This is a genomic window from Phaeobacter gallaeciensis DSM 26640 (assembly GCF_000511385.1).
GTDB classification, from domain to species: domain Bacteria; phylum Pseudomonadota; class Alphaproteobacteria; order Rhodobacterales; family Rhodobacteraceae; genus Phaeobacter; species Phaeobacter gallaeciensis.
This window is the reverse complement of record NC_023137.1, coordinates 3,239,671-3,263,144: the sequence shown is the minus strand read 5'-3', so window position 1 is coordinate 3,263,144 and position 23,474 is coordinate 3,239,671. Positions and strand designations below refer to the sequence as shown.

Annotated in this window: 27 protein-coding genes; 16 read left to right on the top strand and 11 right to left on the bottom strand. The window is 60.1% G+C overall.

Translation table 11 applies throughout. The features are described from left to right. Positions 1-9: 9 nt before the first annotated feature. A complete protein-coding gene (locus GAL_RS15770; protein WP_024098561.1) occupies positions 10-666 on the bottom strand; it encodes an NAD(P)-dependent oxidoreductase in 657 nt (218 codons plus the stop codon). 194 nt (positions 667-860) lie between these two features. On the opposite strand from GAL_RS15770, the gene GAL_RS15765 reads away from it, so the two are divergent. The 9 genes from GAL_RS15765 to GAL_RS15720 all read left to right on the top strand — a co-directional run bounded on the left by GAL_RS15765 (position 861) and on the right by GAL_RS15720 (position 9,294). Further along, complete coding sequence (locus tag GAL_RS15765; RefSeq protein ID WP_024098560.1) at positions 861-1,790, top strand: ABC transporter ATP-binding protein; 930 nt, start codon at positions 861-863, stop codon at positions 1,788-1,790. After that, a complete protein-coding gene (locus GAL_RS15760; protein ID WP_024098559.1) occupies positions 1,787-2,548 on the top strand; it encodes an ABC transporter permease in 762 nt (253 codons plus the stop codon). The genes GAL_RS15765 and GAL_RS15760 overlap by 4 nt, the downstream gene beginning before the upstream one ends. Before the next feature lie 236 nt (positions 2,549-2,784). Next, complete coding sequence (locus GAL_RS15755; RefSeq protein ID WP_024098558.1) at positions 2,785-3,582, top strand: S49 family peptidase; 798 nt, start codon at positions 2,785-2,787, stop codon at positions 3,580-3,582. Positions 3,583-3,756: 174 nt separating this feature from the next. Further along, positions 3,757-4,701, top strand: a complete 945-nt coding sequence (locus GAL_RS15745; protein WP_024098557.1) for a calcium/sodium antiporter — start codon at positions 3,757-3,759, stop codon at positions 4,699-4,701. Between the two features lie 34 nt (positions 4,702-4,735). Continuing rightward, the gene (locus GAL_RS15740; protein ID WP_024098556.1) at positions 4,736-5,512 is read left to right on the top strand and encodes an SDR family oxidoreductase; all 777 of its coding nucleotides are present in this window, start codon (positions 4,736-4,738) and stop codon (positions 5,510-5,512) included. Positions 5,513-5,826: 314 nt separating this feature from the next. After that, a complete protein-coding gene (gene uvrC, locus GAL_RS15735) occupies positions 5,827-7,716 on the top strand; it encodes an excinuclease ABC subunit UvrC (RefSeq protein ID WP_024098555.1) in 1,890 nt (629 codons plus the stop codon). 196 nt (positions 7,717-7,912) lie between these two features. After that, positions 7,913-8,584 carry a CDP-diacylglycerol--glycerol-3-phosphate 3-phosphatidyltransferase gene (pgsA, locus tag GAL_RS15730; protein WP_024098554.1) on the top strand — a complete coding sequence of 224 codons (672 nt, stop codon included), beginning with the start codon at positions 7,913-7,915 and terminating at the stop codon, positions 8,582-8,584. Beyond that, a complete protein-coding gene (gene moaD, locus GAL_RS15725; protein WP_024098553.1) occupies positions 8,584-8,829 on the top strand; it encodes a molybdopterin converting factor subunit 1 in 246 nt (81 codons plus the stop codon). Before pgsA ends, moaD begins: the two co-directional genes overlap by 1 nt. A 3-nt stretch (positions 8,830-8,832) precedes the next feature. Further along, positions 8,833-9,294: a molybdenum cofactor biosynthesis protein MoaE gene (locus tag GAL_RS15720; RefSeq protein ID WP_024098552.1), complete on the top strand. Its 462-nt coding sequence runs from the start codon at positions 8,833-8,835 to the stop codon at positions 9,292-9,294. Between the two features lie 14 nt (positions 9,295-9,308). Here GAL_RS15720 and GAL_RS15715 read toward each other — a convergent pair whose 3' ends face one another. From GAL_RS15715 to ubiA, 3 genes are all read right to left on the bottom strand, one after another. Beyond that, complete coding sequence (locus tag GAL_RS15715) at positions 9,309-9,623, bottom strand: hypothetical protein (protein ID WP_024098551.1); 315 nt, start codon at positions 9,621-9,623, stop codon at positions 9,309-9,311. Continuing rightward, positions 9,620-11,530 carry an OmpA family protein gene (locus GAL_RS15710; protein WP_024098550.1) on the bottom strand — a complete coding sequence of 637 codons (1,911 nt, stop codon included), beginning with the start codon at positions 11,528-11,530 and terminating at the stop codon, positions 9,620-9,622. The genes GAL_RS15715 and GAL_RS15710 overlap by 4 nt, the downstream gene beginning before the upstream one ends. A 77-nt stretch (positions 11,531-11,607) precedes the next feature. Continuing rightward, entirely contained in the window at positions 11,608-12,570 is a 963-nt protein-coding gene (gene ubiA / locus GAL_RS15705) for a 4-hydroxybenzoate octaprenyltransferase (protein WP_024098549.1), read from the bottom strand. Between the two features lie 11 nt (positions 12,571-12,581). Here ubiA and GAL_RS15700 point away from each other — a divergent pair, with 11 nt between their 5' ends. From GAL_RS15700 to GAL_RS15680, 5 genes are all read left to right on the top strand, one after another. Next, positions 12,582-13,310, top strand: coding sequence for a 16S rRNA (uracil(1498)-N(3))-methyltransferase (locus GAL_RS15700; RefSeq protein ID WP_024098548.1), 729 nt, complete (start codon positions 12,582-12,584; stop codon positions 13,308-13,310). Next, positions 13,307-14,215, top strand: coding sequence for a GNAT family N-acetyltransferase (locus GAL_RS15695; RefSeq protein WP_024098547.1), 909 nt, complete (start codon positions 13,307-13,309; stop codon positions 14,213-14,215). The genes GAL_RS15700 and GAL_RS15695 overlap by 4 nt, the downstream gene beginning before the upstream one ends. Next, positions 14,212-14,739, top strand: a complete 528-nt coding sequence (locus tag GAL_RS15690; protein ID WP_024098546.1) for a hypothetical protein — start codon at positions 14,212-14,214, stop codon at positions 14,737-14,739. The genes GAL_RS15695 and GAL_RS15690 overlap by 4 nt, the downstream gene beginning before the upstream one ends. A 64-nt stretch (positions 14,740-14,803) precedes the next feature. Continuing rightward, positions 14,804-16,174, top strand: a complete 1,371-nt coding sequence (locus GAL_RS15685; RefSeq protein ID WP_024098545.1) for a glutamate--cysteine ligase — start codon at positions 14,804-14,806, stop codon at positions 16,172-16,174. Between the two features lie 216 nt (positions 16,175-16,390). Further along, positions 16,391-16,645 carry a hypothetical protein gene (locus GAL_RS15680; protein ID WP_014873404.1) on the top strand — a complete coding sequence of 85 codons (255 nt, stop codon included), beginning with the start codon at positions 16,391-16,393 and terminating at the stop codon, positions 16,643-16,645. Between the two features lie 100 nt (positions 16,646-16,745). Here GAL_RS15680 and GAL_RS15675 read toward each other — a convergent pair whose 3' ends face one another. From GAL_RS15675 to GAL_RS15645, 7 genes are all read right to left on the bottom strand, one after another. After that, positions 16,746-17,219, bottom strand: coding sequence for a YHS domain-containing (seleno)protein (locus GAL_RS15675; protein WP_014873405.1), 474 nt, complete (start codon positions 17,217-17,219; stop codon positions 16,746-16,748). A 279-nt stretch (positions 17,220-17,498) separates the two neighbouring features. Next, positions 17,499-18,104 carry a glycerol-3-phosphate 1-O-acyltransferase PlsY gene (gene plsY / locus GAL_RS15670; protein ID WP_024098543.1) on the bottom strand — a complete coding sequence of 202 codons (606 nt, stop codon included), beginning with the start codon at positions 18,102-18,104 and terminating at the stop codon, positions 17,499-17,501. Then, entirely contained in the window at positions 18,104-19,414 is a 1,311-nt protein-coding gene (gene pyrC, locus GAL_RS15665; protein ID WP_024098542.1) for a dihydroorotase, read from the bottom strand. Before pyrC ends, plsY begins: the two co-directional genes overlap by 1 nt. 5 nt (positions 19,415-19,419) lie before the next feature. Continuing rightward, a complete protein-coding gene (locus tag GAL_RS15660) occupies positions 19,420-19,953 on the bottom strand; it encodes a hypothetical protein (RefSeq protein WP_024098541.1) in 534 nt (177 codons plus the stop codon). Then, the gene (locus GAL_RS15655) at positions 19,950-20,333 is read right to left on the bottom strand and encodes a hypothetical protein (RefSeq protein ID WP_024098540.1); all 384 of its coding nucleotides are present in this window, start codon (positions 20,331-20,333) and stop codon (positions 19,950-19,952) included. The genes GAL_RS15660 and GAL_RS15655 overlap by 4 nt, the downstream gene beginning before the upstream one ends. Before the next feature lies 1 nt (position 20,334). Beyond that, a complete protein-coding gene (locus tag GAL_RS15650) occupies positions 20,335-20,892 on the bottom strand; it encodes a hypothetical protein (RefSeq protein WP_024098539.1) in 558 nt (185 codons plus the stop codon). 3 nt (positions 20,893-20,895) lie between these two features. Then, entirely contained in the window at positions 20,896-21,891 is a 996-nt protein-coding gene (locus GAL_RS15645) for an aspartate carbamoyltransferase catalytic subunit (protein ID WP_024098538.1), read from the bottom strand. 107 nt (positions 21,892-21,998) lie between these two features. Here GAL_RS15645 and GAL_RS15640 point away from each other — a divergent pair, with 107 nt between their 5' ends. Next, a complete protein-coding gene (locus tag GAL_RS15640) occupies positions 21,999-22,757 on the top strand; it encodes a uracil-DNA glycosylase (protein WP_024098537.1) in 759 nt (252 codons plus the stop codon). A 75-nt stretch (positions 22,758-22,832) separates the two neighbouring features. Further along, entirely contained in the window at positions 22,833-23,375 is a 543-nt protein-coding gene (gene moaB / locus GAL_RS15635; protein WP_024098536.1) for a molybdenum cofactor biosynthesis protein B, read from the top strand. Positions 23,376-23,474 lie beyond the last annotated feature (99 nt).

Here is a 23,474-nt window from a genome sequence, read left to right as displayed (position 1 = left end):
GGTCTGATTTTAGGCGTTCCCCCAGGCGACAGTCAGCCGCTTTTCGGGGCGGTTTTGCTGCTCTGCCAGATCCATCAGGGCACCGCCAAAATCGGCAAAGGAAATCTGCGACAGCCCATCGGCATCGGTCACCAGCGTATCGGTGCCCCATTCGTAGCGACCCCGACGCTCTCCCTCCTGCAGTATCGCAGCTGGGCGCAGGCAGGTCCAATCCACATGTGATGTGCTCTCCAGCAAATGATCCTGCGCGGCGCAGGCCTCTGCAATCGGACGTACGGTGTCCGGCAGAAAGCCCGGTGCGCTCAGCACCGTCTCCCCGCTGCCGTCAGCCAGCTTCAAAAGGGCAGCGCCTCCGGTGATCAGAGCGGGGATATTGCCCGCTTCTGCGGCCTGCAGCACCGCTTGCGTCAACGCCACCAGCAAGGCGTCCTGCCCGGCGACCGGGCGCAAGGCACTGATAATGATGTGATGTCGGCGGGCAAGATCGGCCAGTTGCTCAGCGCTGGTCAACACATCCAGGGCGAGCGGTGTCACCAGCTGGTTGCCAAGTGGTCCGCGCAGGTCTGGATTGCGCGCAATCGCAGTCACACGGTGCCCGCGTTCAATGGCTTGCAGGACCGTGGCGCGGCCGACATCTCCGGTCGCCCCAAAAAGAAGAATATCCATTTATGCCTCATATCTTTACTTCGAGATAATTGATGGACCAAATTTACTTTGACATCAAGATAAAATTCGATCTGCACCAATGCACAAGACAATGCGCATCTGTAAACGCTGGCGTTGCAATCCCCGCTGGCGGTTGCGCAGTGTTGGCGCTACCGTGCGCTGAACTGATGAGTTTACTTTTGAAGGAGGCAGCAATGTCAGCCATCCTATCCATTCGTGATTTGGAAAAGACATATGAGGGTGGGTTTCAGGCCCTCAAAGGGGTCTCGCTTGACATAGAGGAGGGCGAAATCCTCGCGCTGCTTGGTCCAAACGGCGCGGGCAAGACCACATTGATTTCAACCGTCTGCGGCATCACGACCCCCACTTCGGGTCACGTATCTGTCGGCGGGCATGACATTATCGAAGACTTCCGGGCCGCCCGCAGCCTGATCGGGCTGGTGCCGCAGGAAATCAATCTGGAGCCCTTTGAAACCGTCTGGAACTCCGTCAGATTTTCCCGTGGACTGTTTGGCAAACCGCGCAACGATGCCTTGCTTGAGGACATCCTGCGCAAGCTGTCGCTCTGGGATAAACGCAAGAGCCGGATTATGGAGCTATCAGGCGGCATGAAACGTCGGGTGCTCATTGCCAAGGCGCTCAGCCACGATCCCCGCATCCTGTTCCTGGATGAACCGACCGCTGGCGTCGACGTGGAGCTGCGCAAAGACATGTGGGATGTGGTGGCGGAGCTGAAACGCGATGGTGTCACCATCATTCTGACCACCCATTATATCGAGGAAGCCGAGGCTATTGCCGACCGCGTCGGTGTCATCACCAATGGAGAAATCCTGCTGGTCGAGGAGAAGGCCAAGCTGATGGCGCAACTCGGTAAGAAGCAGCTGGAAGTCCAGCTGACCGACGCGCTGACAGCGGTCCCCGACAGCCTTGGAGCTTATGGGCTGACCCTGACCGAGGATCGCCGTGGGCTGATCTATTCCTACGACACCAACGCCGAGCGCACCGGCATCACGGCGCTGCTGAACGACGTGGCAAAATCCGGCCTGACGCTGGCGGATGTGCAAACCCGGCAATCCAGCCTTGAAGACATATTCGTCGGGCTGGTTTCAGGAGAATCGACATGAACTGGACCGCAATCGCTTCAATCTACCGCTTTGAAATGGCGAGGTTCTTTCGCACACTGATGCAGAGCTTCCTGTCTCCGGTGCTGTCCACCTCGCTCTACTTCGTTGTGTTTGGAGCCGCCATCGGCAGCCGCATTGATCAGGTTGAAGGCGTGCCATACGGTGCCTTCATCGTGCCGGGTCTTATCATGCTCAGCGTGATGACGCAGGCCACGTCCAACGCTTCTTTCGGGATCTATTTCCCCAAATTTATCGGCACCATCTATGAGTTGCTCTCCGCGCCGGTGAATTTCCTGGAAATCGTGATTGGCTATGTGGGGGCGGCGGCAACCAAGGCGCTGTTCATCGGCGTGGTTATCCTGGTGACGGCGTCGCTCTTTGTTGATCTGACCATCGCGCACCCGCTGGCTATGGTTTTGTTCATGGTGCTGACATGCGTCAGCTTCGCTCTGTTGGGCTTCATCATTGGGGTTTGGGCCAAGAATTTTGAGCAGCTGCAACTGGTGCCTTTGCTGATCGTCACGCCACTGGTGTTCCTAGGTGGGTCGTTTTATTCGATCTCGATGCTGCCGCCGATCTGGCAGAAAATCACCCTCTTCAATCCGGTGGTCTATTTGATTTCCGGTTTCCGCTGGTCTTTCTTCGGTGCCTCAGACGTGCCCGTCGGGCTTAGTCTGCTGGCCATTGGTGGGTTTACGGCGCTCTGCCTTGCGGTGATCTGGTGGATTTTCAAAACCGGTTGGCGCATTCGGTCCTGACGGCCAGGCAATATGGTCAGACCATCAGGCGCTTGCGGCGGGTCTTGAGCATCACACACACGATATCGGGGCGGCCCTGATCGGGCTGCTCCAACGGCAGGCAATCTGTGCGGACGTCGCACGTATTGAGGGAACGTTGCAATTTTACCCAAGCGACGCGGCTTTTTTGCCGCTGCGCTTGCATCGTTCCGGCCCCATCCCTTGTTTCAGGGCAGTCGGCATTCTACATCGGCGCCATGAACCTAAAATTGCCCTTCTTGAACAAGCCACCGCTGGTTGCTGTTGTGCGCCTCAATGGCGCCATTGGCATGGCCGGTCGCGGTGCCCTGAATGATGCCGCACTTGGTCCGGTGCTGGAACGTGCCTTTCGCAAGGGCAAACCGGCTGCGGTCGCTCTTGAGATCAACTCGCCCGGTGGCTCACCAGTGCAAAGCGCCCTGATCGGCGCGCGCATTCGCCGCCTTTCTGAGGAGCTGAAGGTCCCCACCATCGCCTTTGTCGAAGATGTGGCGGCCTCAGGCGGCTACTGGCTGGCGGCTTCGGCGGATGAGATCTGGGCCGATGAAAGCTCGATCCTCGGCTCCATTGGCGTCATTTCCGCAGGCTTCGGTGCCCATGTGTTCCTGGCGCGTCAAGGCGTCGAGCGGCGGGTCTATACCGCTGGTCGCAGCAAATCGATGCTGGACCCGTTCCGCCCGGAAAACGCGGAGGACGTGAAGCGCCTGAAGCAGCTGCTGGGCGATATCCACGACAATTTCATCGCCCATGTTAAAGATCGCCGTGGCGACAAACTGGATGCCAGTGAGGATCTCTACACCGGTGAGATCTGGCTTGGACGACGCGCCGTCTCCCTTGGTCTGATTGATGGCATCGGCCATTTGCGCCCCAAGATGCAGGCGCGCTTTGGTCCCAAGGTGCGGTTCCGGCGCTACGGCATTAAGAAGCCGCTTCTGGGCCGGATCGGTGTGCAGATTGCGCAAGACGCGCTGAGCGGCATTGAGGAACGCGCCGAATACGCGCGGTTTGGCCTCTGACGTGATTTTTAAGATTGTTTCCCTGTTTCTTGTGGTGATGGCTGTGCTGGCGATGTTCGGCAAGCTGCGGATGCCCGGCCAAAAACACTTGGCCTCGCGGCGCTGTGGCAGCTGCGGCCGCTTCAAGATCGGAAAAGGCCCCTGTGCCTGCAAAAAGAATGGAGGGCCTCGGCAATGATGCCATGGCTGTTGTCTGGACTTGGGCTTGTGATCCTGCTGCTCGCCGGGGACGCTTTGGTGCGCGGGGCTGTGAACCTCAGCTTGCGGCTTGGTGTGCCGGCGCTCATTGTCAGTCTGACGATCGTGGCTTTTGGCACCTCGGCGCCGGAGCTGCTGATCGCCATCCGCGCCGTCGGCGAAAATGCTGACGGGATTGCACTTGGCAATGTGGTCGGGTCAAACACGGCCAATATCCTGATGGTCCTCGGCATTCCCGCACTGATGCGCTCCTTGCACACCAGTGAATGCGACACGCGCAAGAACTATGTCTTTATGCTGATCGCCTCGGTCCTGTTTATCGGATTGGCCTTCTGCGGGACCTTCACGGTCTGGTCCGGCCTGATCCTGCTGGCAGCTCTGTCGGTGGTTCTTGGCGTTGCCTTCCGCGAGGCCCGCGCCCATCGCCGCAATGGCAAGGACAGTGAGCTGGATGATATCGAGGAGGCCGATCCCGATATGCCTTACTGGCGCATCGGCATCTACCTTTTCCTGGGGCTAATCGGCTTGCCGCTGGGGGCTGATTTGCTGGTCGATAATGCGTCGATTATCGCCCGCACTTATGGGGTCACGGAAACTGTGATCGGCCTGACGCTGGTGGCCATTGGCACCTCTTTGCCGGAACTTGCGACAACCGTCATGGCCGCGCTGCGTCGTCAGGCAGATGTCGCGCTCGGCAATGTCATCGGCTCCAACATGTTCAACCTGCTCGCGATCGTTGGCATCGCAACCTTTGTTGGTCCGATCAGTGTTGATCCCTCCTTCCTGCGGGCGGATCTTTGGGTGATGCTGGCTTCGTCACTGCTGCTGGTGCCCTTTGTCTTCTTCAAAATGGACATCACCCGCACTTGGGGTGTGATTTTATCTGCTGTTTATGTGGTCTACCTGGTGCAGCTGTTCTAACTCATTGCCAACAGGCAGATGAGGAGATAGCAATATGCGGGCATTGGTAACCGGCGCGGGCAAGCGACTTGGCCGCGCGATGGCGTTGGAGCTGGCGGCAAACGGCTATGACGTCGCCGTCCACTACGCGAGCTCAGCTGACGCAGCAGAAACCACAGCGGCAGATATTCGCGCGATGGGCCGCGTTGCTGTTCCCCTGCAGGCTGATCTGCTGAAGGAAGCAGAGACAGAGGCCCTGCTGCCTGCCGCAGCGGACGCTCTGGGAGGGCCGATCACCTGTCTGGTGAACAACGCTTCTATATTTGAGCACGACAGCCTGGAGACGGCGACTCGCAACAGCTGGGATCGCCATATGGACAGCAATCTGCGTGCGCCCTTTATCCTGACGCAACAGTTGGCCGCGCAGGATCTGCCGCAACAGGTTGATGAGCAGGGGCGGGCGCTGGCGTCTGCGTCCGTCATCAATCTCATTGATCAGCGCGTGCGCAAACTGACACCGGACTTCATGACCTATACGCTGGCGAAATCCGCGCTTTGGACGCTGACCCGCACCAGTGCGCAGGCGCTTGCGCCCCGCATCCGTGTCAATGGTATCGGCCCAGGACCCACGCTGAGAGGTCCGCGGCAGAGCGAAAGCCAATTCGCCCGCCAATGTGCCAACACCCCGCTGCAGCGCGGTGCCGATCCGGCTGATATCAGAGCGGCGCTGAGCTATCTTCTGCGCGCGCCATCGGTCACCGGGCAGCTTATTTGCATCGACAGCGGTCAGCATCTCAGCTGGGAAACACCGGACGTTGTGGGGTTGGAATAACCCTGTCTGCGGGGCGGTTCAAAAGTGGTAGCGCCGAAGTTGTGCACGTAGCGTCAACTGGTCGTAAACCTGTTACAAAAATCCTTTTGAAATCATAACCTTGTCCGCAATCATAAAAGTTTTCCTTTGTTATCATGTGCTTACCTATGTGCCTATTTTTTAGGCAAACGCTGGAAATCAGCCAAAAATAAGGAAAAAATGCGGATAGCCATAAGATATTACCAGACTTATCCACAGCATCAGTGGATTTGTTCCATGTTGATCCTGATGCGCTAACATTGCAGACCACCTGCGGGAATCATAGATCTCGGAACATGACAGACCATCAGCCCGAAACCTCACCTGAAACGACAAGCCCCATCCCCCGGACGGGGTACGCCATAATACAGGATTACCTGAAGACCCTAGACAGTTCTCCGGGTGTCTACAGGATGCTGGATAGCGAGAGCCGTGTGCTCTACGTCGGAAAGGCGCGCAATCTGCGGGCGCGGGTGTCGAACTATTCCCGTCCGGGCCATTCGCCCCGGATTGAGCGGATGATCGCGGCTACTGCATCGATGATGTTCCTGACCACACGTACGGAGACTGAGGCACTGCTGCTGGAGCAGAACCTGATCAAGCAGCTCAAGCCAAAGTACAACGTACTGCTGCGTGACGACAAAAGTTTCCCCAATATTCTGGTCGCAAAGGATCACGCGTTTCCGCAGATCAAGAAACACCGCGGCACCCGACGCGAGAAGGGCAGCTATTTTGGTCCCTTCGCGAGTGCAGGCGCGGTCAACCGAACTCTCAATCAGTTGCAGAAGGCCTTCCTGCTGCGCAATTGCAGCAATGCGATGTTCGAAAGCCGCACGCGTCCCTGCCTGCAATATCAGATCAAGCGCTGCACCGCGCCCTGTACCGGTGAGATCTCGGCCGAGGACTATGCGGCCTCCGTGCGGGATGCTGAGCGGTTTCTGTCCGGGCGTTCCACCAAGATCCAGGAAGAACTCGCCGAGCAGATGGCGGCAGCCTCCGAGGCGATGGAGTTTGAGCGCGCCGCCGCCCTGCGCGACCGGATCAAGGCGCTGACGCAGGTGCAGACCTCGCAGGGTATCAACCCACGCGGCGTGGCGGAGGCGGATGTGATCGGTCTGCATCTCGACAGCGGACAGGCCTGCGTGCAGGTGTTTTTCATTCGGGCCAACCAGAACTGGGGCAACCAGGATTTCTATCCCCGCATCAACGGTGACGTCTCCTCGGCTGAGGTGATGGAGGCCTTCATCGGCCAGTTCTACGACAATAAGGAACCGCCCCGGCAGTTGATCCTGTCTGACGAAATTGAGAATGGCGATCTGATGGAACTGGCACTCAGCGACAAGGCCGGGCGCCGGGTCGAAATTCTGGTGCCGCAGCGTGGAGAGAAGACAGAGCTGGTGGCCGGTGCCGTGCGCAACGCCCGCGAATCCCTCGCCCGGCGCATGGCCGAAAGCGCGACACAGGCCAAATTGCTGGGCGGTGTGGCTGAAGCCTTCGGTCTGGAGGGGCCACCGCAGCGGATTGAGGTCTACGACAACTCCCATATTCAGGGCAGCCATGCTGTCGGTGGTATGATCGTCGCCGGCCCCGAAGGGTTCATGAAAAACGCTTATCGCAAGTTCAATATCAAGGGCGATGATCTCACGCCCGGCGATGATTTCGGCATGATGAAAGAAGTCCTGCATCGTCGTTTCTCGCGCCTGCTGAAGGAGGATCCCGACCGTGCGAAGGGCCTCTGGCCGGATCTTCTGTTGATTGACGGCGGCGCCGGGCAGGTCAGCGCAGTGGCGGAGATCATGGCTGAGCATGGTGTGCAGGACATTCCCATGATTGGTGTCGCCAAAGGTGTCGACCGGGACCACGGCAAGGAAGAGTTTCACCGCCTGGGGGAGCCCGCTTTTGCCCTCCAACGCAATGATCCGGTTCTCTATTTTGTGCAGCGAATGCGGGATGAGGCGCACCGTTTTGCGATTGGCACCCACCGCGCCAAACGGGCGAAAGCCATGGGCGCCACGCCGCTGGATGAGGTGCCGGGTGTCGGTGCGGCCCGCAAACGTGCGCTGTTGGCACATTTTGGCAGCGCCAAGGCGGTCAGCCGGGCCAACCTGTCGGACCTGAAGGCGGTAGAAGGGGTCTCAGCAGCGTTAGCGCAGCGGATCTATGATTTCTTTCATGCTCAGGGGTAGCTGCTCGGGCTTGGCTGCCAGCCAGACTGGCAGCCATTCTGTGTCGGCTGCGGCATACTCCGTGAGAGGCTGATGGTGCGGTGGGACAAGGTCCTGACTTGATGGTCAAAAAACAGTCGCGAAGATGTGGCCATTCGCGTCCGAAAATTCACCTGTACCGCTTTCCACCCGTGAAACTGCGGGCTAGTGTGCAGCCATGAAATGGACCGTGCCCAATATCCTCACCCTGATGCGCCTGGTGGCAGCACCGGGGCTCGCGATTATGTTCCTCTATTTTTCGCGCCCCTATGCGGATTGGTTTGCGCTGATCCTCTTTGTCAGCGCGGCGATTACCGACTGGTTTGACGGCTACCTCGCGCGGTCCTGGGGGCAAGAGACGAAGATGGGGGCGATGCTTGATCCCATCGCTGACAAGGCGATGGTGGTGATCGCATTGATGATCCTCGTGGGATACGCTGCCGAACACTGGACGCCCTGGCTGGTGCTGCCCGCCACGGTGATCCTGTTTCGTGAGGTATTTGTCTCCGGTTTGCGCGAATTTCTCGGCGATACGGCGGGCACGCTCAAGGTGACGGCGCTGGCGAAATGGAAGACGACCGCGCAGATGATCGCCATTGCCACGCTGTTTTCCCAAGGCATCTTTGAGCACTATCTGGTGATGTCCTCCTTTGGCATGGATCAGCCGCTGGTGGATCAGATTATGCTGGGCGAGATCAGCGATGAATTTGGCCTGCGCTGGAAATACGAAGGCATGATCTGGACCAGCCGGTTGGGCCTGTTGCTGCTGTGGATCGCGGCGGCGCTGACATTGGTGACTGGCGCTGACTATATGCGCAAGGCACTGCCACATCTGAAGGAGACCCGCTGATGGATGTTCTCTATTTTGCCTGGGTGCGCGAGCGTATCGGACTGCCGAAGGAAAAACTCGAGACCACAGCCGGAACTGTACGCGATCTGGTGGCCGAACTCAGCGGCCGCGATCCGCGCTATGCCGCGGCTTTTGCGGATCTGTCGGCGCTACGTGTGGCGCTGGATCAGGACCTCTCTGATTTTGATGCCTCGCTTGATGGCGTGCGAGAGGTGGCATTTTTCCCACCTATGACCGGAGGCTGAGAGATGCGGATCACGGTGCAAACGGACGCCTTTGATCTGGGGGAGGAAAGCCAGCGCTTTGCGTCGGATGTTGCGACCTCCGGCGCCAATGCCGGTGCTCTCGTAACCTTCACCGGCGTGGTGCGGGGATCCGACAGCGGCGACATGGTGGCAATGGAGATTGAGCATTACCCCGGTATGACCGAGCGCGCGATAGAGGCGATCACGCAGGAGGCGCAACAGCGCTGGTCCCTTGCGGATGCGCTGGTCATTCACCGCCATGGGCGCTTGGTTCCGGGCGAGCAGATCATGATGGTCGCCACCGCAGCCCGTCATCGCTCCGATGCATTTGAGGCCGCAGAATATCTGATGGATTACCTCAAATCCCGCGCCCCCTTCTGGAAGAAAGAGCTGACGCAGGATGGCACCGGAAACTGGGTAGAGGCAAAGGACAGCGACGAAGAGGCGCTGACTCGCTGGGACTGATCCCGCCGACCGTCTTATCCGTGTAACTGCCCGCGCAATTCTTCCGCTTCGCGGCGCGCATCCCGCAGCCCGTCCATGGCCGCGCGCAGTTCAGCCTCTGTCTGAACCAGCTGATTGGACAGTTCGGCCTCTCGCTGCTGCAGATAGGTGATCGCCTGATCGCGGGTTTCTTCTGCTTCGTGCAACTCCTGGCTCATCCGGTCCAGATCGGCCACGTCGCTCTGCTTCACGCGGGTAAAGCGATGCACCAGCCAATTGGCAAACCACCCCATCGCAAAGGCGACAAACAGGATAATGGCAGTGGTGATGATGAACTCTGTCCTGTTCATTGTCCGGATGTCTCCTGTTCACTGTCGGAAGGGGTCTCTGAGGTGCCTTCAGGGGCGGTGGCGGCCTCATCAAGCGTGGTTTCGCTGGTGGCGTCATTAGCGGGGCGGATCAGGCGGAATTCGATCCGACGATTGGCTTCACGGCCGTCTTCTGTGTCATTGCTCGCAATCGGGGTGCTTTCGCCATACCCCTTGGCGGTGAAGCTGCTGGTGACCAGACGACGACCCCGCAGCTCATTCAGAACCGACTGTGCCCGTGCTTGGCTGAGGTTCTGGTTCATTTCTTCGCGTCCCTGACTGTCGGTATGGCCCTGGATCTCCAGCCGCACCCCGTCACAGCGCGCCAGGATGTCGGCGATCTGGTCCAATGTGTCCCGGCTATCGGCGGCCACGGTCGCCGAGCCCGGTTCAAAGGTGATTTTTGAGACCGCCTGCACCGCCGCCAGCTCCGCCTCACACAGCTCCGGCGACATCGGCTTATCCGCAGGTTCCGGCGGCTCCTCATAGGTGACGTTCAGCTCATAGCTCTCTGCCTCGCCAAGTTTGGCGGACAACAGCTTGGCGATTTCAGAAGGCGCGTCTTCGCGGTGGCTCATTCCGCTCAGACTCAGGCTGTCCGGGGTCACCGACACCGCGCCGCGCTGAAGATGGGACAGTGCCTCTAGCCCGGCCAGAACCCGCACGGGCCAATCGGCAGGCAGATCCTCAACCACCCGTGTGGCACTATAGACATTCTGCGACCCGAACCGCGCCTGGGCATAGCTGCTGCTGATCTGGCGCAGCGCCTCATCCGAAATCCGCCCACGCAGTTGCACTTGACCTTCCGGGCTCAGGGTTGCGGTAAACTCAGGTGGACCGCTTCCTTCATCGGTTTCCGGCTCGGGCAAGACCGCATGCAGGGCAAAAACCTGGGGTAGGGCGCTCTCGAGCTCACCAACCACATGGTCAAACAGTGCCGGTGCGGTGCCTTCGGCGGCGACCAGCGTCATATCGGCATTGGCCAGCGTCACGGATCCCGCACCCAGTTCTGCCAGAGATGCAATCCCCAGCTCGGCGGCGCGGGCCCAATTGGGCGAGGGGACCCCCATGCCGATCACGCAATCGGCCTTGCCGTCAAACCCGGCCTTGGTCGCCGCCCGCAAAATCCGGTCTCGGCTCAGGGCGCTTTCTGCGGAGCAGGCGTCAAAGCGACCGCCCGTATCATCAAGGCTATAGCGCAGGGTGAACGGTGTGATGACCGGGCGCGGCGCCGCAATATCCAGAGCCAGGCGCAGCCCGGCTGGTGCCATGCGGGTCAGGCGTTTCTCGATCTGTTCCTTGGCATCGGCGCTGTCGGAAATGGCGGTGATGGAAACTTCCTCCGCCTCGACCGAGATCTTTGACCGGGGCAGCAGGCTCAGAGCATCCAATGCGAAGTCCATAGCGGGCATCCAGCCCTTGGGGGCGGTGTAATTTGCGGTTTCCAGCAGATCCGCAACCTGATCCGCACCGGCGATTGTATTCAGCCGGGTGATCACTGTTTCGCGGTCGGTAACGCGAGGGATCAGCCCGATGATTGAAATGCCGCTGTCATTTCGCAGAATTTCGGCTGAAAATCGGGGTGGCGCGATGCCTTCGGAGGGGGTGATTTGCATCTCGTCGATCACCCGCGCCGCGTCGACCACTCCGCCCACCAGCGAAATCACGCTGAAACGTGTCGCCTCATCTGGCGCGGTGCCATTCAGGATCACGCGCAGCCCGTCAGCGGTGACTTCGGCCCAGGTATGGCCGGCTGTGTCTAGCGCACGGCGTACTGCGGTTTCACTGCCCGCCTCGATGCCCGTCACCGCAAAACCGGCCACCACCAGGCTCAGCGCGGCAGCGGCGACAAAGGTCAGGCCAGAGATCAAAAGCGAGGACAGGCGCATGGGCAGGCTGGTCTCCGTTGAGGCGTCCGTCTGAGACGGCTTTTGCCTGTCTTACAGGGGCTGCGCGACGGGTTCAATCATGCGAACAGAGCTGCGGCAAAGAAGATCAGCGGAATCAAGCCCGTATCCCGGTTGAGTCGAAACAGCTGCACCAAACGATCATTGTTCTCCGCATCGAACACCCGCAGCTGCCAAGTCATATGCCAGCCCATCGCCCATGGCGCAGCCAGTGCCAGCATCAACGCCAGAACCGATCCCTGCGGCTGCACGGCCAGAATGATGGCGACGGCCATCAGGCTGACGGTGGCGACAATGAACCGGCGCAACCACATGGGCGTTTGCGTGCCAAACAGCCGTGCTGTGGATTTGATGCCGATCAGCGCGTCATCCTCGGTGTCTTGATGCGCATAAATCGTGTCGTAGAACAGCGTCCAGGCAATTCCCGCCAGATACAGGATAACCGCTGGCCAGTTCAGTGTGCCGGTATGGGCCACCCAGGCCAGCATCGCCCCCCAGTTGAAGGCCAGCCCCAGAAACACCTGTGGCCACCAGGTGAACCGCTTGGCAAAGGGGTAAACCGCCACCGGGAATAACGCCAGAATACCCATTGCGATAGCAGCCTGATTGAAACTCAGCAGAATGCCGAGCGAGATTAGCGCTTGCAGCCCCATCCAGACGACAGCCCCGGTGACGGTGACCTGACCCGAGGGGATGGGCCGCGATCGGGTGCGTTCGACCTTGCCGTCAAAGTTGCGGTCGGTGATGTCGTTCCAGGTACAGCCGGCCCCGCGCATCAGCCAGGCCCCGGCGGCGCAGGCGACAAAAATCCACAGATCCCCCCAGCGTGGGCTTTGATCCCACAGGATCGCCAGCATCAGCCCCCACCAGCAAGGGATCAGCAGCAGCCAGGTCCCGATGGGGCGATCCGCGCGGCTGAGGCGCAGATAGGGGCGGCTCCATTCAGGGGCGTAGCGATCGACCCAATTGCCTTTGACCGCATCTGCGACCTGTCCATCTGGTGTTGGCGTCCCGCCTTGCATATGTATGCCTCATGAGTGCAAAGATCAGACTGTATGTAGAGCACCCGCTGGGGGCAGAGCAATCGGTTCCTCTGGACCGGGATCAGGCGCATTACCTGTTTGGGGTGATGCGGCAGGCGGTTGGGGCACAGCTGCTGCTGTTCAACGGGCGCGATGGCGAATGGCGCGTGGAGGTGGCCGAGGCCAGCAAACGCAGTGGCGTTCTGGTCTGTCAGGAGCAAACCCGCCCATTGGTGTTGCCGCCGGATCTGTGGCTGCTGTTTGCCCCGATCAAAAAGGCCCGTACCGATTTCATCGTGGAGAAGGCCGCCGAAATGGGTGCGGCGCGGATTCTGCCGGTACAGACCGAGTTCACAAATTCCGACCGCATTCGCCAAGACCGCCTTCAGGCCCACGCGGTTGAAGCCGCCGAGCAATGTGGTGGCACCTATGTTCCAGAAGTGACCGAACTGCAAAAACTCTCGCGCCTGCTGGACCACTGGCCCGAAGAGCGCCAGTTGATGTTTTGCGACGAAGCCGAGGTCGGCAGCGCATTGGCACTGGCCAGCGAGACAACGGCACCGGTCCCATGGGCGATTCTCATCGGTCCCGAAGGTGGGTTTTCACCATCCGAGCGCAAGCGGCTACACGCCTTGTCACAGTCCCATGTGGTCAGCCTGGGGCCACGAATCCTGCGCGCTGATACCGCTGCGGTCGCGGCACTAACCGTTTGGCAGCAACGCTATGGAGATTGGGGATGAGCTGGCGTCCGGCACAGGACGGCGACCTCGCTGCGATCCGTGACCTGCTGCGTCGCAACGTCGCCAGCTCCATGTTTCTACTGATCAATCTGCGCGACCACGGCCTGCACGGGACCGAGGCCAAGGCGATGCGTGTTTGGGTGCGCGGCAGTGGAAATAGCGGCGTTGCGGGCCTTACCAATGATGGCACCCTGCTGATTCAGGCGGCTGAGGCCAGTGCTGCGGACTGGCAGCAATTGCAGCAATTGGTGGAGCAGAGACTGGCAGAGACCTCATCGCAACCCCAGGTCGGTGTGTTGGGGGAAACGACGCAAGCGCGCCGCTACCTTGCGGCCACCGGGCTGGACCAGCACCCCAAGCGGCTTGACCGTGATGAGCCGGGACTGGCGCTCTCGCTGACGGATCTGGATCTGAGCAGTCTTGACCGACCGCAGCTAAAAGGCGCGACGCTGCACCCCTTGTCGGCTGCGCCCCGCCCGATGCTGGTGCAGTGGCGCGCGGCTTATCATCAGGAAATTCTCGGCACCCCCGCGAGTGAGGCGGTGGCCATCGCATCACAGGATATCGACAGCTACCTTTTGCGCGACAGTCACCGAGTGCTGAGCATCGCAGACCGCTGGGTCGCCATGACAGGTTTCAACGCGCAGCTGCCTGAGGTGGTGCAAATCGGTGGGGTCTACACACCGCCCGAACAACGCGGCCACGGCTACGCCCGCTGCGCGCTGGCGCTACACCTGAAAGAAGCCCGCAGGGCGGGCGTGGAACAGGCCGTGCTTTTTGCAGCGGGAGAGGCCGCCGTGCGGGCTTATCGGGCCATCGGATTTCAACCCATCGGCGGTTATTCTCTCATCCTTTTTGATCATGCGCCGCAGCCTGAGCTGGCTGGAGGAGGGTCTGCTTCATGACCTTCATTCGACCAGAAGCCCGCGCGGCTCTTTGGCGCTGGCGCGAGATGATTGCGGCGACGGCTCTTGGTGCGCTTGGCCTGTTCTGGGCGCTTGGCAGCTACGGATTTCAGGCGCTGCTGGGCTGGGCGCTGCTGGGGCTGGGCGTTGTCATCGCGGTCATCGGCATGCAGCGCATGCGGTTTCGCCTCGGCGGCGGCGGCCCCGGTGTGGTTCAGGTGGACGAAGGGCAGATCGCTTATTTCGGCCCTCTCACCGGTGGGGCTGTCGCGCTCTCCGAACTGGAGCGCCTGACACTGGATCACGCCGCCAAACCACCTCATTGGTTGCTGGATCAACCGGGGCAGTCGGCCTTGGCGATCCCGGTCAATGCAACCAACACCGATGCGCTCTTTGACGCTTTCGCGACCCTGCCGGGGTTGCGTATGGAGCGGATGCTGGCAGAATTGCACAGATCCGGCGGTCACCAGGTCGTGATCTGGGAGCGCGCGCCAACACGACCAACCGTGCACAGGCTGCATTGACACTGCCGGAAATACCGACCACGACTTGCAGCGCAAGACGGATCAACCTTACGGAGAGCCCCAGATGTCTATCCCTCAATCCGGCGGTGGGCCGATCGAACGGCACGAACAATTGGCGGAATATCTTGCCTCTGGCTGCAAGCCCCGTGACCAATGGCGTATCGGCACCGAGCATGAGAAATTTGGCTATTGCAAGGACTCGCTGAAGCCGCTGCCGTTTGAGGGCGCGCGCTCTATCGTGGCCGTTCTTGAGGGGTTGCGCGACCGCCACGGCTGGTCCGAGGTGCGCGAAGGTGGCCATCTGATCGGTCTGGAGAAAGACGGCGCCAATGTCTCGCTGGAACCGGGCGGCGCGCTGGAACTCTCTGGTGCCCCGCTGGAAACCATCCATGAAACCTGCGACGAGGTGAACACCCACCTGCGCGAGGTGAAGGATATCGCGGATGAAATTGGCGTCGGTTTCATCGGTCTGGGAGCGGCCCCGATCTGGTCCCACGAAGAAATGCCCTTGATGCCTAAGGGCCGCTACAAGCTGATGGACGCTTATATGGGCAAGGTCGGCAGTATGGGCCGTACTATGATGCGCCGCACCTGCACCGTGCAGGTGAATCTCGACTTCGGATCCGAGGCGGACATGGTGCAGAAAATGCGCGTGGCCATCGCCCTGCAACCCGTGGCAACCGCTCTCTTTGCCAATTCGCCCTTCCTTGAGGGGAAGCCGAACAATCACAAATCCTGGCGCTCGCGCGTTTGGCGCGATCTGGATGCAGACCGGACCGGTATGGTGCCGTTTGTCTTTGACGAGGGGTTCGGGTTCGAGCGTTGGGTCGAATATGCGCTCGATGTGCCAATGTATTTTGTCTACCGCGACGGTGAGTATATCGACGCGCTTGGGATGTCGTTCCGCGATTTCCTGAAGGGGGAGCTGCCCGCATTGCCGGGGCAAACGCCTACCCTTAGCGATTGGGCAGATCACCTGACCACCGCCTTCCCCGAGGCACGGATCAAGAAGTACATGGAAATGCGCGGCGCGGATGGCGGCCCCTGGCGTCGTCTTTGCGCGCTGCCTGCATTCTGGGTTGGCATGATGTACGATCAATCCAGTCTTGATGCCGCGTGGGATCTGGCAAAAGGCTGGGATGCAGAGACCCGCGAGGCCCAGCGTGTGGCCGCATCGGAACAGGGGCTGCAGGCACAGGTCGGCAACATCAAAATGCATGATCTGGCCCGCGAAGTCGTGGCGATCTCTGAGGCGGGTCTCAAATCGCGTGCCCGCGCCGGGGCTGGGGGGCTGGTGCCGGATGAAACCCACTTCCTGAATGCGCTGAAGGACAGTATCGAAACCGGCAAAGTCCCCGCGGATGAGCTGCTGGATCGCTATCATGGCGACTGGAATGGCGATCTGAGCCGGATCTACTCTGAATACAGCTACTAAGTCCCATAGGGGATCAGGCTGAGATCACGGAAAGGGCGCTGGCAGGCGCCCTTTTTTCTGCCGGGGCGGCGCGGTTGTTGCGCGACGGGTTCGGGGTATGTTGGCGGAAGCTTCCTCTGGCGCTATCCGCTTGATTTTCCCCCTAATTGAGAGCTTGTTCTCTAAATTTCGCCCCCCTAAAAGAGCGCGTAATCTATGGCTCTGAAAGGTATTGATATGGGCAATTTCTTCATTTCGGCATTTGAGAAACTGGTTGGTGTCGTCGTTGTTCTGCTGCTGCTCGCAGTTGTCGGCGGCGCGGTTCTGGCAACCATGCAGCCGGGCGGCGGCGGCATCCTCGCGGCACTAGGGGTTCTGGTGGTGGGCACTCTCTATGTGATCCTGATCGCCGGCTCCCTCTACCTCGCGCTAGGGATTTACAACAACACCAAGCGCACGGCTGAAGCGGTCGAACGGCTGGCATCGAAGTAATTATTCCCTGCGCAGAGCGAGTGTTCCCTCTGAGGGATGAACAGAATGGGCGGCAGGATATCCTGCCGCCCATCTGCAATTTGGATCTGCCGTTACAGGCTTACTGCAGCAGCTCCGCCGGTTCAGCGTCGGCGATTTCATCCCAGTTCACATCGGCTTTTTCGATGAAGCCGGGAATGTCTGTGCTCCAACGTTCCTGAATATCCTTCGACAGGTTCAGGTAGAGGACGTCATCTACGATTTTCCACTGGTGCGGATCACCGTCGAACTTGAAGCCCATCGCCGCACCAAAGGCGCAGTAGCCACCATACGCCGGGATGTAGGCGTCCGGCGTGGCTTCAAACAGGGCTTTGTTCTCTTCGGTGGCGAACCAATATGTGGCGTCGTCGTGGGTTGCGGTCACCTTGTAGGAGCCTTTGGTCGCTTCACCGGCGTTGAAATAGGCGACGGGGTCATATCCCTGCATGGCCAGACCAGTAGAGGAGGCGTTGACATCAACGCCAGCGGCCAGCGCAGAGGTTGCCAGAGTAACGGAGAGGGCGATCCCGCCCAGAAGGGATTTTACGGTGTTCATCGGTATGAACCTTTCGATGTAGCGGGTACCTCGGCACCCTGAGTTGGAATGATCAAAGCGTTACGTCATCAAAATTCAGGTCTTCAAAATTGGACCGTTTTGGTCACGACACCGATATGAGGGCTCCCTCGATCACGTTCAAAACAACTCCTTTTGTATGTGCGTTGATGCACAAATCCTCTGCACAGGCGCTGTGGCACATTCCTGTGAACATGAAAAAGCCCTCGTCCATGACGGAGGAGGGCGTCTTTGTAAAACAAAGGTTTAGCAGGTGTCGGGTTACTTCTGCCCGATCTTTGGCTCTGTCCCGAGACGCAGCCGCGCGATGTTTTCCTTGTGCCGCCACAAGATGATCACCGCCAGTAGTGCTGCCAGACCCGTCGTCATTGGTGCGCCCAGAAGCAGGCACCACAGCGGCGCCGCCACTGCAGACACCAAAGCCCCCATCGAGGAAATCTTGCTCAGGTAGGCGGCGGCCAGCCAAGTCAGACAGCAGGCGATTCCCACCGGCCAGGCCAGCGCCAGCATCAGACCGAGAAAGGTGGCAACGCCTTTGCCGCCCTGAAATTTCAGCCAGACCGGGAAGCAATGGCCGAGGAAGGCCGTCAGACCGGCCAGCTGTGCGGCATCTTCACCGACCAGAGCGCGGGCCAGCAGAACGGCCATAGCCCCCTTGCCGCCATCCAGCAGCAGGGTCAGCGCAGCGGCTTTCTTCGATCCGGTGCGCAGCACGTTGGTGGTGCCGATATTGCCCGATCCGATAGTGCGCAGATTGCCCAACCCCATGACCCGGGTGAGCAGCAGGCCAAAGGGGATGGCGCCCAGTGCATAGCCAATCACGGCCCATAGCAGCAGGACAGGGGCGGCAGTTTCAATAGGCGGCATCAATCTCTCCGGTAGACCGGTTCACCGGCCACATAGGTTGCCAGCACCCTACCTTGCATCCGCTGCCCGTCAAAGGGGGTGTTCTGTGATTTCGAGTGCAGCGCAAACCGGTCCATCACAAAGGGTTGCTCCGCATCAAACAGCACCAGATCCGCAGGTGCCCCTTCGGACAGACGACCACATTTCAATCCCAAGCGCTTGGCCGGGTTCAGGGACATGGCACGGAACAATGTCGGCAGGTCCAGCTGCTCCGCATGATAAAGCCGCAGGGCTGCGGGCAGCAGGGTTTCCAATGCGACAGCACCGGCGGCGGCCTCCTCAAACGGCAAGCGCTTGCTTTCCTCGTCCTGCGGCGTGTGCATGGAGGAGATCGTGTCAATCAGCCCCTCGCGCAGCGCCTCGATCAGCGCCAGACGGTCTTCTTCGGAGCGCAGCGGTGGTTTTACCTTAAAGAAAGTTCGGTAGTCTGCCACATCCAGTTCGTTCAGCGTCAGATGATGGATCGACGTGCCCGCGGTGATATCCAGCCCGTTCGCCTTTGCCCGCTGCAACGCAGGCAGGGCGCGGGCGGTGGTGATCTGGTCGGCGTGGTATCTGGCACCGGTCATCTCCAATAGGGCGATATCGCGATCCAGCCCCATTCGTTCCGCTATCGGCGTGACGGCGGGCAGACCGCGCAGGGTGGCAAATTTACCCGAGGTTGCGGCAGCCCCTTTGCTTAGTCCCGGCTCTTGCGGATGTGCAATGACCAGCGCGCCGCAGCTGCGCGCATAAGACAGCGCACGGGAAAAAACCTTGGTGTCGGCGACCACATGATCGCAATCGGAGAAGGCAACCGCGCCGGCATCCATGAGAAAGCCGATCTCGGTCATTTCCCGGCCTGCGCGTCCCTTGGTCAGGGCAGCCATGGGCAGAACATTCACCGGCGCATCGGCCTGCGCGCGCCGGGTCACGAACTCCAGCGTTTCCGGGCTGTCGATGGACGGGGTGGTATCGGGGCGCGTTACCATGGTGGTGACCCCGCCCGCCGCCGCCGCGAGGCCAGCAGATTTATAGCTTTCCTTATGGCGCTCACCCGGCTCGCAAACCTTCACGCCGATATCGACAATGCCGGGGGCCAGACATTTGCCCCCACAATCAATAAGGGTCACATCCTTTGCCCCAATGTTTCGCGTGCGAAACAATTGGTCAGGGTCTGTGCCGGTCTTATCGACTACCGCGATGCGGCCGTTCTGCACCAGAACCGCACCGATGCTATCGGTTCCGGCCTCAGGGTCGATCAGGCGGGCGTTGGTGAAGAGAGTGGTCATACGTGTCATTTCCTTTCCGACGCCCTGGCCTGAACATCGCGCATCATGCGATAGACCTCGCGACCTTCCGCAATTCGCTCAAATCCAACCGCAACGGTTGTTGATCCGTTCTCCCCGCGCTTGGTTCTTTCGGCAAAAAATACGCTGGCGGGTTGTCCATCAACCAGTTCTAGCGGTGTGCTGCCGGTGAGCGGGTAGGACTTCAGCTTCCGTCCTAGCAAGGGTAGGCGGGTTCCGATGAACGCGCGACGGTCGGTTAGCGTGTACCAGCTGTTCCTGCGAACATATGATGACCAAAATACAGCGTGGAAAATGATCCCCAAGCCGACGCTGAAGTGCAAAAGACCAAACATCCAGAATGATCCACCCGATTTGAATGCCCCCAGCATCCAAAACAGAGCAAAGCCAGAAAAAAACAATCCAAAAGCGGCTTCGAACAGGGATGCGGGACGTAAGGCAATCGCCCCATCAGGTCGACCCTGCCAGATAATTTCTTCACCATCATCAAGGATGTCGGTCCATTCGTCTGTGCTACTCATACCTTTGCTCTTTCAATTGCATTGAGGGTCGCGCCTGGGTCGGGCTGGTATTTGATCAGGTGTTTGTGACCCTGATGGGTGACGATCTGGACCGTGCTGCCAAGACGGTTAAGCTCGGCGATATCCGCGAGCGGAATGGTCTGTTGATCGGGGCCTTTGATAGCGCCGCCCTCAAGCGACCAGACGCGGGTCATCTCATCGGACATGAGGTAGCCACCGCGCAGGCCAATGGCGGCCAGCCCGCCGATGGCACCGGTCCAGACATGCGGGTTTCCCATGATCCAGAGAATGCCTATGGCTCCAACCATGGCGATGACGGCCAGCCAGGCGTGGCTGCGCCAGTATGCCATACGATCAGGGGGGAAGACGGTTTCGGACATCTCAGGTCGCCAGCATCAGCACGACAAGCAGGATCAGCGCCATCACGATTGCAAAGATCGTCGCCCCGATGCGCCGTGCGCGAGAGCGGGCCTCCCGTGGGGAGGGGCGTGATGAGGAATAGGGTTTGGCGCTTTCCGGTGCGTCGTCAGGATTGCTGGGAACACTGGCCCAATCTGCCCCCACCTCACTATAGTTGCCAATATGTCGAATTTGACTGGCCGGGGTGAGGCGCGCTGCCTCGCCGCGCAGCGCGCGCGACCGCAGCAGCAGCACATAGCCTTCGATCGCAGCGAGTTTCTGACTGTCGGAGGCCAGCTGCTCACTCGGGATACCGCAGCCATCGCGCAAATAACCGACAAGCCCCAGATCCTCCAGATCGCTCACCGGGAAAATCTCCACGTGATCCAGATCGATATCTTCAATGCCCAGAACCTGCGCCAGCGCACCGGGTTCACGCAGGAAACGCGCCTGTTCGGGCCGCATGTCGAGGTCGAAGACATGGATCACCCGCTGCTCGCCTGCGGCGATGATCAGGGGCTGTGCCACCGGGTCTGCCATGGATCAGGCCACGCCCGGTTGCGACGCCGCACGCTCGCGGCTGGCGCGCAGGTTGCGGGCCAGAAGATCCATCGCCGCCATGCGGACGGCGACGCCCATTTCGACCTGTTCCTGAATGACCGACCGGTTGATGTCATCGGCAAGCGTGCCGTCAATTTCAACGCCGCGGTTCATCGGGCCGGGGTGCATGACGATGGCGTCGGGTTTGGCCAGCGCCAGTTTCTCCGCATCAAGCCCGTAGCGATGGTAGTATTCGCGTTCCGACGGGATGAAGCCGCCGTCCATACGCTCCTTTTGGAGGCGCAGCATCATGACCACATCCACGTCTTTCAGGCCTTCGCGCATGTCGTCGTAGATTTCAGCCCCGAACTCGGCAAAGTGACTGGGCACCAGTGTCGGCGGGCCGATCAGACGAATGCGGTTTTCCATCTTGCCCAGCAGGATCAGGTTTGAGCGCGCCACACGGGAATGGGCCACATCACCGCAAATCGCGATGTTCAGCCGGTGCAGACGCCCCTTTGCGCGGCGGATGGTCAGAGCATCCAGCAGCGCCTGCGTCGGGTGTTCATGCCGCCCGTCGCCGGCATTCAGCACCGCGCAGTTTACCTTCTGCGCCAGAAGGTCCACGGCGCCGGAATGCGGATGACGCACCACCAGAAGATCGGGATGCATGGCATTCAGCGTCATCGCCGTATCAATCAGGGTCTCCCCCTTTTTGATCGAGGAGGCTTGCATCGCCATGTTCATCACATCCGCGCCCAGCCGTTTGCCGGCAATTTCAAAACTGGCCTGCGTGCGGGTGGAGTTCTCAAAGAACATATTCACTTGGGTCAGCCCCGACAGCGCATTTGCGTGTTTGTCGGGACGGCGGTTCAGATCGGCATAGCTGTCAGCGAGATCAAGGATGGCGGTAATTTCATGCGGTCTCAGCGGTTCGATGCCCAAGAGATGCCGTTGAGAAAAGGCCATCGGATCAGGTGACAAGGTGGCGTTGGGCATGGGCAGGCTCCGCGATGTTTGGCGCTCTTATAGCAGGGCTGTGACCTGCGGCAAGCGGCGCGCACGGCGGGTATTTTGATCCGCCTCCAGGCAGGGTAGCTTGGGGTATGGAATCGGCATTGGATTATCACAGCGCCCATGCGCTCTTGGCGTGGCAGATTGAACTGGGGGCAACCGATGCGATCGGTGACGCGCCGGTCAATCGCTATGAATTGCAGGCCCGGCTACCAAAGGCCGCAGCCGCAGCGGCGGCTGAGCCTGTGAAACCACGGGAGGTTGATCCGGTTGAGGTGGCCCGACAGATGGCGGGTGCGGCAGGCTCGCTGGAGGGCCTCTATGAGGCGTTGGCGCAGTTTGAGCATTGCGAGTTGAAAAAAGGCGCGCGCAATCTGGTGTTCGCAGACGGACAGCCCGGTGCCCGCGTTATGGTGGTGGGCGAGGCGCCTGGCCGCGATGAGGATATCGCGGGCAAACCCTTTGTTGGACGGGCCGGGCAGCTTCTGGACCGGATGCTGGCGGCGATTGGCCTGTCGCGGGCGGAGAACGTTTATATCGCCAATGTGTTGCCCTGGCGGCCGCCGCAGAACCGCGATCCTCTGCCGGTGGAAATCGCCATGATGACCCCATTTCTGGAGCGTCATATCGCGCTGGCAAAGCCGGATATCCTGATCGCTATGGGCAACATCAGCTGTGATGCCCTGCTTGGCAAACGCGGGATTACCCGGATGCGTGGCACTTGGCAGGAGGCTCAGGGCAAGCCAGTTATGCCGATGTTCCACCCGGCCTATCTGCTGCGACAACCAGCACAGAAACGCGCTGCGTGGGCGGATCTTCTTGAGATCAAGGCGCGGCTGTCGGCAGGCTGAAATCTGATCGGGTCTCGGGGTTTCCGGGCATCGTTCTTTAAGATTGTGAAAACATCAGGGATAAGGGCCAGAACCATGGCGCAACTCGACAACACCAAGGATTTCATTCCGGTTCGGATTGCGGTGCTGACCGTATCGGATAGCCGGTCACTGGCGGAGGATCGCTCCGGTCAGGTGCTGGTTGATCGGTTGGAAACCGCCGGGCATGTCCTGGCGGACCGCAAGATCCTCCCCGATGAGCGCGCCGAGATCGCAACCCAGCTGCGCGACTGGATTGCCAACCCGGAGATTGATGTGGTGATCTCAACCGGAGGCACCGGCCTGACCGGGCGCGATGTCACGGTTGAGGCGCACCGGGATGTTTACGAGAAGGAAATCGACGCGTTTGGAACGGTCTTCACCATCGTATCGATGCAGAAAATCGGCACATCTGCGGTGCAGTCACGGGCCACAGGCGGGGTTGCGGGGGGCACCTATCTCTTTGCGCTGCCGGGAAGTCCGGGGGCCTGTAAGGACGCCTGGGATGAAATCCTCGTGAAGCAGCTCGACTACCGGCACCGGCCCTGCAATTTCGTAGAAATCATGCCACGGCTTGACGAACATTTGCGTCGTAAGTGAGACGGAATTGATCCGCGACTGCGTGTAACCTCGTATAGCTTTGTGCAAACTGGTATTCTTTGGGCCTGACGAGGTCCGTTCATGGATACTGCGGCAGTT